The organism is Novosphingobium sp. (assembly GCF_027489515.1).
Taxonomy (GTDB): Bacteria; Pseudomonadota; Alphaproteobacteria; order Sphingomonadales; family Sphingomonadaceae; genus Novosphingobium.
Genome location: NZ_JAIXZS010000106.1, coordinates 1 through 14819, shown reverse-complemented (window position 1 = coordinate 14819; position 14819 = coordinate 1). Strand labels below are relative to the sequence as shown.

The 14819-nt window shown below is 64.7% G+C and carries 13 protein-coding genes and 1 pseudogene; 10 read left to right on the top strand and 4 right to left on the bottom strand.

The window, feature by feature from the left end; all coding sequences use genetic code 11:
* Positions 1-75 precede the first annotated feature (75 nt).
* From rplR to Q0082_RS18605, 4 genes are all read left to right on the top strand, one after another.
* A complete protein-coding gene (gene rplR / locus Q0082_RS18620) occupies positions 76-426 on the top strand; it encodes a 50S ribosomal protein L18 (RefSeq protein WP_054121085.1) in 351 nt (116 codons plus the stop codon).
* A gap of 1 nt (position 427) precedes the next feature.
* Positions 428-1150 carry a 30S ribosomal protein S5 gene (rpsE, locus tag Q0082_RS18615; RefSeq protein WP_298195098.1) on the top strand — a complete coding sequence of 241 codons (723 nt, stop codon included), beginning with the start codon at positions 428-430 and terminating at the stop codon, positions 1148-1150.
* 5 nt (positions 1151-1155) lie between these two features.
* Positions 1156-1332: a 50S ribosomal protein L30 gene (gene rpmD, locus Q0082_RS18610; protein WP_067913326.1), complete on the top strand. Its 177-nt coding sequence runs from the start codon at positions 1156-1158 to the stop codon at positions 1330-1332.
* A gap of 298 nt (positions 1333-1630) precedes the next feature.
* Entirely contained in the window at positions 1631-4147 is a 2517-nt protein-coding gene (locus tag Q0082_RS18605) for a TonB-dependent receptor (RefSeq protein WP_298195097.1), read from the top strand.
* 33 nt (positions 4148-4180) lie between these two features.
* Here Q0082_RS18605 and Q0082_RS18600 read toward each other — a convergent pair whose 3' ends face one another.
* Genes Q0082_RS18600 through Q0082_RS18590 form a run of 3 tightly spaced genes read right to left on the bottom strand, consistent with a single transcriptional unit; the run spans position 4181 to position 7409 of the window.
* The gene (locus Q0082_RS18600; protein ID WP_298195096.1) at positions 4181-5701 is read right to left on the bottom strand and encodes a hypothetical protein; all 1521 of its coding nucleotides are present in this window, start codon (positions 5699-5701) and stop codon (positions 4181-4183) included.
* A gap of 41 nt (positions 5702-5742) precedes the next feature.
* Entirely contained in the window at positions 5743-7254 is a 1512-nt protein-coding gene (locus Q0082_RS18595) for a DUF4139 domain-containing protein (RefSeq protein WP_298195095.1), read from the bottom strand.
* A gap of 20 nt (positions 7255-7274) precedes the next feature.
* A complete protein-coding gene (locus tag Q0082_RS18590; protein ID WP_298195094.1) occupies positions 7275-7409 on the bottom strand; it encodes a hypothetical protein in 135 nt (44 codons plus the stop codon).
* 176 nt (positions 7410-7585) lie between these two features.
* Between Q0082_RS18590 and rplO the strand changes: the two genes are divergently transcribed.
* The 5 genes from rplO to gdhA all read left to right on the top strand — a co-directional run bounded on the left by rplO (position 7586) and on the right by gdhA (position 13008).
* Positions 7586-8107: a 50S ribosomal protein L15 gene (gene rplO / locus Q0082_RS18585; protein WP_298195093.1), complete on the top strand. Its 522-nt coding sequence runs from the start codon at positions 7586-7588 to the stop codon at positions 8105-8107.
* Between the two features lie 180 nt (positions 8108-8287).
* Positions 8288-9655: a preprotein translocase subunit SecY gene (gene secY / locus Q0082_RS18580; protein ID WP_298195092.1), complete on the top strand. Its 1368-nt coding sequence runs from the start codon at positions 8288-8290 to the stop codon at positions 9653-9655.
* A gap of 66 nt (positions 9656-9721) precedes the next feature.
* Positions 9722-10366, top strand: coding sequence for an adenylate kinase (locus Q0082_RS18575; protein ID WP_298195091.1), 645 nt, complete (start codon positions 9722-9724; stop codon positions 10364-10366).
* Between the two features lie 47 nt (positions 10367-10413).
* Positions 10414-11484 carry an SRPBCC domain-containing protein gene (locus Q0082_RS18570; RefSeq protein WP_298195090.1) on the top strand — a complete coding sequence of 357 codons (1071 nt, stop codon included), beginning with the start codon at positions 10414-10416 and terminating at the stop codon, positions 11482-11484.
* A 168-nt stretch (positions 11485-11652) separates the two neighbouring features.
* A complete protein-coding gene (gene gdhA, locus Q0082_RS18565; RefSeq protein ID WP_366522582.1) occupies positions 11653-13008 on the top strand; it encodes an NADP-specific glutamate dehydrogenase in 1356 nt (451 codons plus the stop codon).
* Between the two features lie 36 nt (positions 13009-13044).
* Here gdhA and Q0082_RS18560 read toward each other — a convergent pair whose 3' ends face one another.
* Positions 13045-14328 carry an MFS transporter gene (locus Q0082_RS18560; RefSeq protein ID WP_298195089.1) on the bottom strand — a complete coding sequence of 428 codons (1284 nt, stop codon included), beginning with the start codon at positions 14326-14328 and terminating at the stop codon, positions 13045-13047.
* A 395-nt stretch (positions 14329-14723) separates the two neighbouring features.
* Here Q0082_RS18560 and Q0082_RS18555 point away from each other — a divergent pair.
* Positions 14724-14819 (top strand): annotated as a pseudogene (locus Q0082_RS18555) (30S ribosomal protein S13); the annotation flags it as partial.

The following is a 14819-nucleotide window of genomic DNA, read 5'->3' as shown; positions in this document are numbered from 1 at the left end:
GCCCGAACCCTACAAGGGCAAGGGTATCAAGTACGCCGGCGAGTTCATCTTCCGCAAGGAAGGGAAGAAGAAGTAATGGCCAAGCTCTCGCTCTTCGATCGCCGCCGCCAGCGCGTCCGCACCGCGCTCAAGGCTCGTTCCGGTGGCCGTCCGCGGCTGTCGGTGCACCGTTCCGGCCGTCACATCTACGCGCAGATCATCGACGACGCCGCGGGCAAGACGCTCGCTGCCGCCTCCAGCCTCGTCAAGGGCCAGAAGGCGATCGGCGCCACCGTCGACGCCGCCGCGCAGGTGGGCAAGGACATTGCTGAACGCGCCAAGGCTGCCGGCATCACCACCGTCGTGTTCGATCGCGGCGGCTTCCTGTTCCACGGCCGCGTCAAGGCGCTGGCCGATGCTGCTCGCGAAAACGGGCTGGAGTTCTAAGATGGCTGACGAAACCAACCTGGAAGGCGCACCTGTCGCCGACGTCGCTGCCGACGCTCCCCGCGAGGGTCGTGGTGGTCGTGGTGGCGATCGTGGTCGTGGCCGTGGCGGCAATGACCGTGGCGGCGAGCGTGGTGGCCGTGGCCGCCGCGATGACCGCGGTCGTGGCAACCGCGACGAGGACGGCGGCGAAGAGCTGATCGAGAAGCTCGTCCACATCAACCGCGTCTCCAAGACCGTGAAGGGCGGCAAGCGCTTCGGTTTCGCTGCGCTCGTTGTGGTCGGCGATGGCAAGGGCCGTGTCGGCTTCGGCCATGGCAAGGCTCGCGAAGTGCCGGAAGCCATCACCAAGGCGACCGCTTCAGCCAAGAAGACGATGGTCCGCATTCCACTCAAGGAAGGCCGCACCCTGCACCATGACGGCAAGGGTCGTTTCGGCGCCGGCAAGGTCAACCTGCGTTCGGCTCCCGCCGGTACCGGCATCATCGCCGGTGGTCCGATGCGCGCCGTGTTCGAGAGCCTCGGCGTTGCCGACGTGGTGACCAAGTCGGTCGGCACCTCGAACCCCTACAACATGATCCGCGCGACGTTTGACGCGCTCACCGATCAGACCAGCCCCAAGTCGGTTGCGCAGCGTCGCGGCAAGAAGATTGCCGACCTGTTGGGCCGTGGCGGCGCTGCTCCGGTCGAGGCCGAGGCGGAAGCCGCGGCTATCGTGGAGTAATCGATATGGCCAAGATCAAGATCAAGCAGATCGGTTCGCCGATCCGTCGTCCCGAAGCCCAGAAGCAGATCCTTATCGGTCTGGGCCTCGGCAAGATGCACCGCGTGGTGGAGCTCGAAGACACCGCCGAAGTTCGCGGTGCCATCGCCAAGCTGCCGCACATGGTCGCCGTGATCGACTGACATTCGGCGCAGGCCGCTTCGCAGGCGGATGGCGCAAGCATGATTGAAGGCCCCGGCAGCAATGCCGGGGCCTTTTGCTTTGGCGGAAATGGGCGGGAAGGTTTGCACTAAAAGTTACTAAAGGTAATACCCTATAGGGAGGATATGGATCAACCTAAAGTAGTATTCCTGTCATGATTGCATGCTCTGAGCGGGTTCGAGCGGCGCAGGTGCACCCCTGCGTCACACGACCCGGCGTTGGGGTGGCGGTTTCCTCGCTCCGTGCCGGATCAGATCGATCCCAATCGGAGAACACACGATGCGCTTTCAGATCCTTCTTCTTGGTGCCGCCAGCCCGATCGCGATCGGCATCACCGGCCTGTTCGCACCAGCGATGGCCCAGTCGACCGGCTCGGTCGATTTCGACAATGCGATCGTGGTGACCGGCACGCGCAGCGTGCAGCAGGTGGCAGGAGTGGCTTCGCCGGATACGCCGAAGGCCAAGGCCGTCCTCACCCAGGAGACCATCCAGCGCCAGAACCCCGGCCAGACGATCCTCGATACAATCAACCTGATTCCGGGCGTCAGTTTCCAGAACAATGACGCCTATGGCTCCGCCGGCGGCACGCTGAGCATCCGCGGGTTCGATTCCAGCCGCATCAGTCTTACCTTCGATGGCGTTCCGCTCAACGATTCGGGCAACTACGCCATCTATTCGAACCAGCAGCTTGATCCGGAGATCATTGCAGAGGTCAACGTCAACCTCGGCACCACCGACGTAGACAGCCCCACCGCTTCCGCAGTTGGCGGCACCGTCAATTACCGCAGCAAGAACCCTGATCATGACGCCGGCCTTCTGTTCTCCGGCTCGGTCGGCGAGTACAATTTCCGCCGCGGCTTTGCCAAGATCGAGACGGGCGACCTGACTGACAGCGGTACCCGGGCCTGGTTCTCCGCCAGCACTGCCAAGAATGACAACCCGTTCAACAACTACGGCAAGATCAACAAGCAGCAGTACAATGCCAAGATCTACCAGCCGCTTTCCGGTGGCGATTTCATCGCGATTGCCGCGCACTACAACCAGAACCGCAACAACTTTTTCGGTTCGCTGCCGCTGCGCAACGATGCCAACCGCACCGTCGGCTCGGGCTCGGGCAACCGCTTCCCCGCCAACAGCGACGAGCGCGGTTATGCGGTTTCCTATCCCTGCACGGTGGCGCTCGGGGTGATGGGCGTGGCCGATACCGCCAACACCTGCGGCACCGAATTCGATCGCCGCTACAACCCGTCGAACACCGGCAACGTGCGCGTGTCCTCGCGCTTCACGCTGGCTGACAGCCTCGTTCTCACCGTCGATCCGAGCTACCAGTGGGTCAAGGCCAACGGTGGCGGCACAGTGACGGGCCTTGAAGGGACGCGCACCATCGGCACCACGGCCTACACCGGCTTTCTTGGCGGGCGGTACTACTTCGGCAAGGATCTCAACGGCGATGGTGATGCGCTCGATGCGGTCACCCTGCTTGCACCCAGCCACACCGAGACCGCGCGTATCGGCCTGATTGCTAGCCTCAGGTGGGATATCGATCCTGCCAACTCGGTGCGTTTCGCCTATACCTATGACCGCGCGCGCCATCGCCAGACCGGCGAGGTCGGCACCCTGCAGTTCGATGGCGAGCCGACCGATGTCTTCCCCATCAACAACCCTCTCACGGCCTCGAACGGCGTGGCCGTGCAGAAGCGCGACCGCCTGTCCTATGCGATCCTCCAGCAGGTCGCCGGTGAGTATCGCGGCGAGTTCCTTGGCGGCAACCTGATCGTCAACGCAGGCGTGCGCGCGCCCTTCTTTAAGCGCAACCTGACAAACTACTGCTTCGCCACCTCGGCGAGCGGCTTTGTCGATTGCTTCGGCCAGGATGCCATACTCAACGCCGCCTATGCTGCAGCGAATCCGTATTCTTTCAACAGCACCACGAACAAGATCACCGGCTTCGCACCGCCGCAGCAGCGCGTGTTCAATTTCAACCGGGTCCTGCCCAACGTCGGCTTTGTCTACCGCTTCGGGGGCGGCGTCAGCTTTTTCGCCAACTACTCGAAGGGCCTCTCGGTTCCGGGTACGGACAGCCTCTACAATGCATTCGTTTTCCCGGTCGGCACCGAACAGGCGCAGCCGCGGCCCGAGACGACCGACAACTTCGATGCCGGCCTGCGCTATCGTACCGGCAAGGTGCAGGGCGAAATCTCGGGCTTCTACAACAAGTTCAAGGATCGGCTCGCGAGCGCCTACGATCCCGAACTCGATACGACCGTCTACCGCAACCTCGGCAATGTGAAGAAGTACGGCTTCGACGGCTACTTAGCATACCAGCCGATCCCGCAGATCAGCCTCTACGCCTTCGGCAGCGTGCTCAAGTCCGAGATCCAGAACGACGTGCAGGTCAACGCGGCAACCTTTGCCGCCACCGCCGGCAAGCGCGAATCCGGCATCCCGACCTATTCGTTCGGCGGCTCGGTGCGCGGCTCGTTCGGGCCGTTCGACCTTGGCGTGACGGCGAAGCGCACTGGCCCGCGCTACTACAACGACGAGAACCTCCCCGTCACCGTCGGCGGCACCGACGTCTATCCGGCGCAGATACCGGCCTACACACTGGTCAATCTCGATGCGCGGTTCAACCTGAAGGGCATCGGCCGGGCCAGCTTCCTGCAGCTCAACGTCTACAATCTGTTCGATGAATTCTATGTCGGCGGCGTGGGCGGCACGCTGCTGCACACCGCGACCTACTTCGCCCAGATCGGCGCCCCGCGCACGATCAGCGGGACGCTGACGATCGGTTTCTGATCGGCGGACCCGGCCCGGACCTGAGCCCAGCGCTCAGTCCGGGTCGGTCACCCGATAGCGCAGCGTGGCTTCGCCATTGGCGGGTACGCTGACGGTCCATGTCGGGCGGCCGAACTTTCGCGGGAGCGATGCCGTGGGGCGCAGCAGCTTCTCGCCATCGTTGAGCCGCAGCGAACCTTCGAACTGGACCGGCCAGGGGTTGGCGTTGGTCACCTTGGCTTCATAGTCGGTCCAGTGATCGCCGGACTTCGTCTCGCTGACTGCGACGTGGACTTGCGGCGAGCCGGAAAGCCTGAATTCGACGTCCTCGTTCACCGCGTAGTCGCGCATGCCGCCCTTGCCGACCAGCAGCAGATCCGCGCCGTAGGGTTCAAACACCGCGACTGGCCCGCCCGGCAGCGCCACACCGAGGCCATCTTCCTTGCGATTGCGCGTGCGCAGTTTGATCGAGGCATTCTCATCAAGATCCGGGAGAAGATCGGCGGTGTGCCAGATCCTGAATTTCACAGCCTCAAGGTTGTGCATGGCCACCTGCTTCTGTGCATTGGCGGCGACCGTCGTCGGCATCGGCACGCGGTAGAGCTTGAGATCGCCGAGTCCTTCCTCGATCACTGCGACTGGCGCCGCCTGAACGCTATCTGCGCGGCGCTGCGCCGTTACGACGATATCGGCCATCTCGTTCATCATCATCGGCGCTGGTGCCGGCATCGGCGGGGGAGGCACCACCGTCGGTGCCGGCACGCGCGGGCGCAGATAACAGCGCAGAACCAGATCGCCGTCCTGCGCCTCGCGTTCTTCGCGCGCATCCTCGCGGTCCAGCTTGCCGCCGACCACGGCCGTGCTGGCATTGGCAAAGCTGGTGGGATCGCTGCTTGCCAAAGTCACCCACGCAGTCAGCCCGGCCTTGCCCGTCTCCGGGTTCAACCGCACCACATAGTTCGTCTGCCAATCAAAACCCCAGGCGAGGTAGGAGAGCTTGATCGTCGCCCGCTGCGCCGCAGCGCTTTCCGTGCGGACAGAAAGCGTCGGCTTGGCGGAAAGACCTTGGGGCAGTTCGGTATAGACCAGCGCATCGGAAATCCCGCGGCCGCAATCGGCAATCTCGAAGCCGTTCTTCGTCTGCACGATCGCCGCACCGTCCGGCGCGGAACGGATCACCGCGCGTTCCTCGGTCACCGTGCCCTTGCCGTCCTTGCCGCTGTGCCGCCGCAGGATCACCGGGCGGCCATAGGCGCGGGCATAGAGATTGCGCGCCGAAAGCAGATCGGCATCAAGGTTCTTTTCGCGCACTCCCGATGGCAACCCTGTCACCAGCGCGGACTCGGGCAGCATCCCACCCGCGACGCCCTCGAAGCGGATGGTGGCAGCACCTGCCGGAATATCGACGGTGCGTGTTTCCGTGATCAGGGCATAGCCTTCGAGCCAGTCGAGATTCATCGCCGTATCGGCATCGCGTTCAGGCGCGCGGTATATGGTGACGCCTACCGCGTCCGGCCCCGCCGAGGTCACGGTCGGCTCGTCCGCCGCAGCCAGCGGCGCGGCCGTCACCAGCATGAGAGCTGCCAGAGTATGCGCGTGCTGCACCGCGACCCCGCTCAATAGCGCGTGTCGAACTGGACGGTGAGGGTGGTCTCGCCGTTGGCAGGCACGTCGAGCGCCCACACCCGCTCATCGAGCGTGCGCTGCGTGCCCTTGACCGTCTCCAAAGGTACCCGCGTGTCGCTCCACCAGTTGTCGAGCCCGGCCTGCACCAACTCGACTTTGACCGGCGAAGGCCGCGCATTGGTCACCTTGTAGGTCATCGTCGTGCGCCAGTAGACCTTCTGCCGCTCAACCGTGACGTCATCGGTCTTGCCGTTCACGGTCACTCGCCAGCGCCCGGTCTTTTCCCATTCGTCGGCGGTGATGGTCTCGCGCTTCTCCACCGTGGGCTGCACTTTGACGTCGAAGGCCTCTCCCGTCTTCAGCGACAGGGTCGATCCCATCGGCGTGTGATCGATGCCCTTCTCGCCAATGAACTGCGGCTGTCCGCGCGCATCGCGCATGTAGACGCGCACGGTGCCCGCCGGCAGCGCATCGCCCACGCCGCTGCCCTTCGCGGTGGACAGCTTGAGCACCGTCGCAAAGCTCTGCGCCTCGTCCGATGCGCCCAGCCAGCTGTTGCGGAAGTAGTACCCCTTGCTCGCGGGCGCACCCGCCACGTCGAGGAAGCTCACCTGCTTCTGCTGCGCATTGGCGACCGTGGTGCGTGCGGCGATGGGATAGACGTAGAAATCCCCCAACCGCTCGCGGTTCGCGCTCTGCGTGCCGGGGACATAGCCGATCTGGCGCTGTACGAAGCGCGGCCCGCCGCCCGCGTAGGTGTTGTTGTCCTGCCCCGGGCTACCCGCCACCAGCAGCACACGCGCGTTGGGGAAGCTGGTGCCGGTGTTGTTCGTCAACGTGATCCAGCCCTGCAGGTCCATCTTGCCCGCCGTCTCGTCGAACAGCGCGACATAGTCCGCCTTCCAGCCAAACCCGGACGACAGATAGCTCAACGTCACCGTGCGCGGGCCAGCATCGGCGGCATTGAGCGTGATCGAGAGCGTCGGCCGCGCACGCAAGCTGGGCGGCAGGCCGGAGAACAGGATGCGCGCGCCATAGCTTTCAAGCACTTCGATGCGGTCGCCGATCCGTACGATCGTTCCGCCATTGTTGGCCAGCACGGTCGCCTGTTCGCGCGTTTCCACACCCGTCGCCGGATTGGTGCGCACCAGCGTCACCGTCTGCCCCACTGCCTTGTCGAGCAGTTTCTCGGGCGAAAGCAGGTCATAATCGAAGTTCTGCTCGACAATGCCCGCGTCCCCGCTGCCCAGCGTGACCGTTTCCGGGCGAATCATCGCCGAAACGTCCGGGAATTCCTGCCGGTTCGTGCCTCGCTGCAGCGTGATCTGCCGCTTGTCCTGCACGAGCGCGAGATCGTTGTTGTAGATGGTGAGCGAGACATCGCCCTGTGCCGAACCAAGGGACGCCGAACCGGCGGGCGCCGCGCTTTGCGCCGCGACCGGAACCGGCAACGCCGCTGCAAGGCTCAATACCGCAATGCGGGCATGGCTGGTGTGGATCATCGCTTGCTCTCCCCTGCGCTTCACTGCGTTTTTTCCGCAATCCGCCATTGCCCGTTCCTGAACCGATAGATGTGCGGTGAAATGCACCGCTCCTGCTCGGCGCAATCCTTGCGCACCGTCTCGGCAAAGCCGTCGAGCTTGGCGCCGTCCGGCATGACGAGCCCGCAGCGCCTGCTTGCGGTCTTTGGCGCGGTGCTGCAATGGGGGATCGCATCCGATCCGGCAGGCCATGCGCGGGGGCCATGTCTGCAAAGGGGTGACATTCGCCACAGCTTCGCCTAAGGGCCGCGCTCCCATCAGCGCGACTCAAAGCGAAAGCGAGTGCTACGACATGACCAAGCTTAACGAACTCTCCGACAATTATGGCGCCCGCAAGGGCCGCATGCGCGTGGGCCGCGGCATCGGCTCCGGCAAGGGCAAGACCGCCGGTCGCGGCCAGAAGGGTGCCAAGGCGCGCTCGGGCGTGTCGGTCAACGGGTTCGAAGGCGGCCAGATGCCGCTCCACATGCGCATCCCGAAGCGCGGCTTCAACAACATCTTTGCCAAGGACTACGCCGAGGTGAACCTCGGCATGATCCAGAAGGCGATCGACAGCGGCAAGCTCAGCACCGACGGCGTGATCGACCATGCCGCACTCAAGGCTGCCGGCCTCGCGCGTGGCGGCAAGGATGGTGTGCGCCTCCTCGCCAAGGGTGAACTCACCACCAAAGTCAGCTTCCTCGTCGCCGGCGTCAGCGCCGGTGCCCGCACTGCGGTCGAGGCGCTCGGCGGCTCGGTCGCGCTGCCCGAAGCGCAGCCCAGCGAGCACGAGAAGAAGACGGCGCGCCGCGAAGCCAACAAGGCCGCCAAGTAAGCGACAAAACGCCGGGGGGCAGGTGCCAAACCGCCCCCCGTTTCGCGTTTATGCCTGCCCCGTCCCGATAAATTGCAGGCCGGGGGTTCGACATTGCCGAACCCTCCCTATATGGGCTAGCCACATAGGCACTGCGGCACAGCCTGCAGTCAGCCCAGCATCAAGGCTTGAAACCCGAACATGGCATCCCGCGCCGATAACATCGCCAGCACGCTAAACCTGGCCAACTTCTCGAAGGCGACCGAGCTCAAGTCGCGCATCTGGTTCACGGTGGGCGCGCTTATCGTGTTCCGCTTCCTGAGCTTCGTGCCGCTGCCGGGCGTCAACCCGATGATCCTGGAAGAGCTCTACAAGCGTACCCAGGGCGGCGTGCTGGATATCTTCAACGCCTTCTCGGGTGGCTCGCTCCAGCGCATGAGCCTCATCGCGCTCGGCGTGATGCCCTACATCACCGCTTCGATCGTGGTGCAGCTGGCCTCCTCGCTTCATCCCGCGCTCGCCGCGCTCAAGAAGGAAGGCGAAAGCGGGCGCAAGAAGCTCAACCAGTACACCCGCTATGGCGCGGTGTTCCTCACCGCCATCCAGGGTTACTTCCTGGCCGTCGGGCTCGAAGCGTTCAGCGCGTCGAGCGGCCTGCAGGCGGTGGTCGATCCCGGCTACATCTTCCGCATCGGCGCAGTGATCAGCCTTATCGGCGGCACGATGTTCCTGCTCTGGCTGGGTGAGCAGATCACCAGCCGCGGCATCGGCAACGGCACCTCGCTGATCATCATGGCCGGTATCGTCGCCCAGATGCCGACGTTCTTCGGCAACCTGTTCGAGCAGGGCCGCACCGGCGCGACAAGCCCGATCTTCATTGCTGGCATCGTCTTGCTGCTGGTCGGCGTCGTGATCTTCATCTGTTTCTTCGAGCGCGCCTCGCGCCGCCTGCTGATCCAGTATCCCAAGCGCGTCACCCAGCGCGGGATGATGGCGGCTGACCGCAGCCACCTGCCGCTGAAGCTCAACACCGCGGGCGTGATCCCGCCGATCTTCGCCAGCTCGCTGCTGCTGCTGCCGCTCACCATCACGCAGTTCGCCGGCCGCTCGGTCGCGCCCGATAGCACGATGGGCCAGATCATCGTCGGGCTGAACCAGTACCTCGGCCACGGCAAGCCCGTTTATATGGTGCTCTATGCGCTGGGGATCATCTTCTTCAGCTTCTTCTACACCGCGATCGTGTTCAATCCGGAAGAGACGGCGGACAACCTCAAGCGCAACGGCGGGTTCATTCCCGGCATCCGTCCCGGCAAGAACACCGAGAAGTATCTCGATTACGTGCTGACCCGCATCACCGTGCTGGGCGCAGCCTATATCACCGTGGTCTGCGTGGTGCCCGAGGCGATCATGGCCGAAACCGGCATGGGCTCGCTGTTCTTTGGCGGCACCAGCCTGCTCATCGTGGTCAACGTGACGGTGGATACCATCACCCAGATCCAGTCGCATCTGCTGGCGCACCAGTATGGCGACCTTATCAAGAAGGCCAAGCTGAAAGGCCGTATGCGCTGAGCCGATCATCCGGGGGTCGGTTGATCGAGCTGGAATCCAGCCAGCGGTAGAGAGGGGATTGCAGGCGTGAACATCATCCTGTTGGGGCCGCCGGGAGCCGGCAAGGGTACCCAAGCGCAGCGGCTTGTCGAGCGGCATGGCATGAAGCAGCTCTCGACCGGCGACATGCTACGCGCCGCCGTCAAGGCCGGCACGCCCGTCGGCCTCAAGGCCAAGGCCGTGATGGAAGCGGGCGAGCTCGTTTCGGACGAGATCGTCTCGGCACTCATCGGCGATGAACTCGATGCCATGCCCGACGGCATGGGCGCGATCTTCGATGGCTACCCGCGCACCGCGCCGCAGGCAGAATCGCTCGATGCCATCCTCGCCTCGCGCGGCCGCGCGCTCGACCACGTGATCGAACTCGAGGTCAACGAGGATGCGCTCGTCGAGCGGATCACCGGCCGCTACACCTGCGCCACTTGCGGCAAGGGCTATCACGACACCTTCGAGAAGCCCGCCGTGGAAGGCACCTGCGACAAGTGCGGTGGCCACGAGTTCAAGCGCCGTCCTGACGACAACGAGGAAACGGTGCGCACGCGCATGGCCGAGTACCGCGCCAAGACTGCGCCGATCCTGCCGATCTATGAAGCACGCGGCATTGTCAGCCGTGTCGACGGAATGGCGGATATGGACGCCGTGACGGGTGCCATCGAGGCCATTCTCGTATAAAGACCTACGCGAAGCCCCTATCCGGGGGCTGAAGGCGGGGGCAGATCATGCGGGTAATCGGGCGCGGGCTGTGGGGCGGGGGCCTTGTTCTGGCATCGCTGGTCCTGGCCGTTCCCGCTGCTGAAGCCGATGTCGTCACCCGCACCGAAACCGGCTTCGTGGTGCGCCTCGCCAGCGAAGTCACGGCGCCGCCCGCCGAAGCGTGGAAGACCATCCTCGCCCCCGCGCAGTGGTGGCAGAGCCAGCACACGTTCTCCGGCGATGCCGCGAACCTCAGCCTCGATCCGCAGATCGGCGGCTGCTTCTGCGAAGTCCTGCCCCGGCCGGAGGGCGCGCCCGCAACCCAGAAGCCCGGCGGCGTGCAGCACATGCGCGTCGTCTACATCGAACCGCCGCGCGCGATGCGCCTCGTTGGTGCGCTGGGGCCACTGCAGAGCGAGGCGCTCGCCGCGACGATGACGATCACCGTCAAGCCCACCGACACACCGGCCGGGAAGGGCTCGCGCATCCTGTTCGAATATGTCGTCGGCGGCTTCATGCGCTACAAGGTGGATGAGATCGCGCCCGCCGTGGACCGTATGCTCACCGCGCAGCTCGCCAGCCTTGCCAGCAAGCTCGGTCCGATTGCCGAGCCGGTCGTTGCCCCGCCCGCTCCGAAGGCCGGCTCCGCGCCGGAAGAGGCAGCGCCTGCCGGCGAAGCGCCCGCGAAGCCGGTCGTCCCGCTCAAGGGGGCGGAAAGCTTCAGCCTGCCGCCCGCCGGTGGCAAGGCGCCGCCGAAGCCCGCGGCAAAGTCCGATCCCAAGCCGGAAGCCAAGCCCGATCCCAAGCCGGAAGCCAAGCCGGACGCCAAGTTGGACCCGGCCCCTGCGGCTTCAGCTGCGAAACCCGCCGCGCCCGCCGCAAAGCCTGTGGTCAAGGCAGCCCTCGTGTCCCCGGCAAAGTCGGCGCTGGCCTCGTCCGCAAGGGCTCCGGCCAAGGCCCCCGCCAAGCCCGCGCCCAAGGCCCCGGCAAAAGCGCCTGCCAAGCCCGCACCCAAGGCGCCTGATCCCGAGGCAGATGCCCACCGCGATGCCAATGCCGCGTTCGATGCTGCGCTGGGGGCCGCGCCTGCACCCTGAACGCCGCACCTGTGCTCACGCGCACTGACGTACGTAACAAAACCGGGTAAAACCTCGAACAGGACAAGCGCGACTCGCCGGGCAAGACCGGGCGGGCGAACTGTCCTGACGCGGGTCGCACGCAAGTCCCGAAGCCGAAAAGCGGCTTTGTTCAAGGGGGAGAATGCTGTGGCCGTATCCGATCACGTCGACCTGCCGACCTTCATGGAAGGTGTGAAGAAGCGCAATCCGTTCCAGCCTGAATTCGTGCAGGCGGTGCAGGAGGTTGCTGAAGACATCTTCGATTTCATGGCAGACAAGGAGCAATATCACGCGCAGCAGATCCTGCGCCGCATTGCCGAACCTGACCGCGTCGTATCTTTCCGTGTCTGCTGGGAAGACGATGCCGGAAACATCCGCGTCCAGCGCGGCTGGCGCGTGCAGAACAACAACGCGATCGGCCCCTACAAGGGCGGCATCCGCTTCCACCCCTCGGTGACCGAAAGCGTTCTCAAGTTCCTCGCCTTCGAGCAGACCTTCAAGAACGCGCTGACGGGCCTACCCATGGGTGGCGGCAAGGGCGGCTCCAACTTCAATCCCAAGGGCAAGAGCGTGCGCGAGATCATGCGCTTCTGTCAGTCGTTCATGACCGAGCTCTATCGCCACATTGGCGCTGACGTCGACGTGCCTGCAGGCGACATCGGCGTGGGCGGGCGCGAGATCGGCTTCATGTTCGGCCAGTACAAGCGCATCACCAACCAGTTCACCGGCGTGCTCACCGGCAAGGGCCTCGAATGGGGTGGCTCGCTGATCCGCACCGAGGCGACAGGTTACGGCGCGGTCTATTTCCTCGCCAACATGCTGGCGACCAAGGGCGAAGACCTCACCGGCAAGACGGCCGTCATCTCGGGCTCGGGCAACGTTGCCACCCATGCCGCTGAAAAGATCGTCCAGCTCGGCGGCAAGGTCCTCACGCTTTCGGATTCGGGCGGGTTCATCCACGATCCGGACGGGATCGATCAGGAGAAGATCGACTGGGTCAAATCGCACAAGACCGTGCGCCGCGGCCGGATCGAGGATTATGTCGCCGCGTTCCCGAATGCGACCTTCGTCGCGGGCAAGACACCGTGGGGCGTCCCTTGCGATGTCGCACTGCCGTGCGCGACGCAGAACGAGCTGCTTGGCGAGGACGCGAAGACGCTCGTCGCCAATGGCTGCCGCGCGGTGGCCGAAGGCGCCAACATGCCCACCGACCTTGACGGCGTGCATATCTTCAAGGCGGCGAAGATCCTCTACGCGCCGGGCAAGGCGAGCAACGCCGGCGGCGTCGCGGTCTCGGGCCTCGAAATGAGCCAGAACTCCGAACGCCGTTCGTGGAAGGAGGAGGAACTCCAGCAGATGCTCAAGGACATCATGCTCGGCATTCACCAGTCCTGCCTCGAATATGGCGATCAGGGCGGCGGCTATACCGATTACGTCAAAGGCGCGAACATCGCCGGCTTCAAGAAAGTCGCCGACGCAATGCTGGCCTTCGGCGTGGTGTGATCCGATCGGGGAGGGGAGGGCCCATGCGCTCTCCTCTCACCCCATCCGCAGGCTCCGCACACGCACGATCATCGCGGTCGCCGCGGCCATCAGCGCCACGGGTATCAGCAGCGCCTCGCCAAGGGTGTAGCTCCCCGTCGCATCGGCCAGCACCCCCCAGGTGACCGGGCCGAAGAAGGCGCCTGCCTGCGCAATGGTGTTGCCCATGGCAAGCCCGGCCGGCCGGTCGCTTGCGGGAATGAGCCGGCTGAGGACGGCCAGCGGCAGCATCCCTGCGGTCTGCGCGGCGGCGATGAAGACAATGAAGCCCGCGATCGAACCCGGTGCGCTGCCGGCAAGCCAGGCCATCGCGAGGCCCGCCGCAGCTGCCAGCATCAGCCCGGCAAAGGTCGCCAGCGTGCGCGCCACGCCCTGTCCGGTGATGCGGCCGGCCAGCAGCATGCAGACGATCATCACCAGGCCTGACCCTGCAATGATCCTGCCGACCCCGGCCACGTCCCATCCGGTGCTTTGGGCCAGCATCTTGGGTGCGGAAAAGATGATCGCGTTGATCGCCAGGAAATTGAGCGCATTGGCGCTGCCCAGCAGCAGCACGTAGGGATTGGTCAGCGCGCGCCGCAGATTGTGCGATGGCGCGCCGGCCGCGCACGCTTCCTGCGTCAAGGCGTTCTCGATCCAGGTCTTCTCTGCGGCGTCCAGCCATGGTGCCGTGCCCGGCCGATCCGGGAGCGCGGCGATCAGCACCACCGCCAGCAGCACCGAAGGCAGCCCCTCCGCGACCAGCAGCCATTGCCAGCCATGCAGACCGACCGCGCCGTGAAGGGCCAGCAAAGGCGCGGCAACCATGCCCATGGTGATCGTGGCCAGCGGCAGCGCGATATAGAACCGGCTGACCGCCCAGGCACGGTGCCCGCCCGGAAACCAGGTTGAAAGATAGAGGATCACGCCCGGATAGAACCCGGCTTCGGCCACACCCAGCGCAAAGCGCATCACGTAGAACTGCCATGGCGTATGCACAAACGCGGTCAGGATCGAGATCACGCCCCACGTCAGCATGATCCGCGCCAGCCACAAGCGTGCACCGAACCGCGCGAGGAGCAGGTTGGATGGCACTTCGAACAGCGCGTAGCCAAGAAAGAAGGCTGAAGCCCCCACGCCGTAGATCGTCTCGCTGAAGCCGAGATCGGCATTCATGGTCGCAGCAGCGAAGCTGATATTGCCGCGGTCCATGATCGCGACGAAGTAGCTCAGCAGGATCAGCGGCAGGGTGCGCAGCGCAATCTTGCGGATCAGCGCGCGCTCGTTCACCTCAGCCGCCATCCGCTCATGCCCCCAGAATGTCCCCACTCACCAGGCTAGCAGGGCAGGGCGAAACGACAAGCCGGTCGGCGTATCGGGCTGGAGCGATATGACGCGACCTTTGACCTTGGCGCCGCGATACGGTATGATCCTGAGATCATCCAAAGCGGCCGTGCCCCTCAGGCGCGAGGGCCTCGCTTTGGCGCGTCTTAACGGTTGACGGGTAATCCGAATCGTCCTAAGCGCGCCATTCACTCGATACGACAAGGGCTATTGCGTCGGTTGGGAATCCGGGATTTTCTCAGGTTCCTTCTGGCGAAGCTGCTTTCGTGCTTCGGGGGAATCGCGATGAGATGGGGTCTGGCCCGGCGCTTTGCGGCGCTGCTGCCATCACCCTGTGGAGCATGGAGAAACAAGTGGCTCGTATTGCCGGGGTCAATATCCCCACCAACAAGCGCGTGATCATTGCGCTGACCTACATTCACGGAATCGGTGCGCACAAGGCCAAGCTG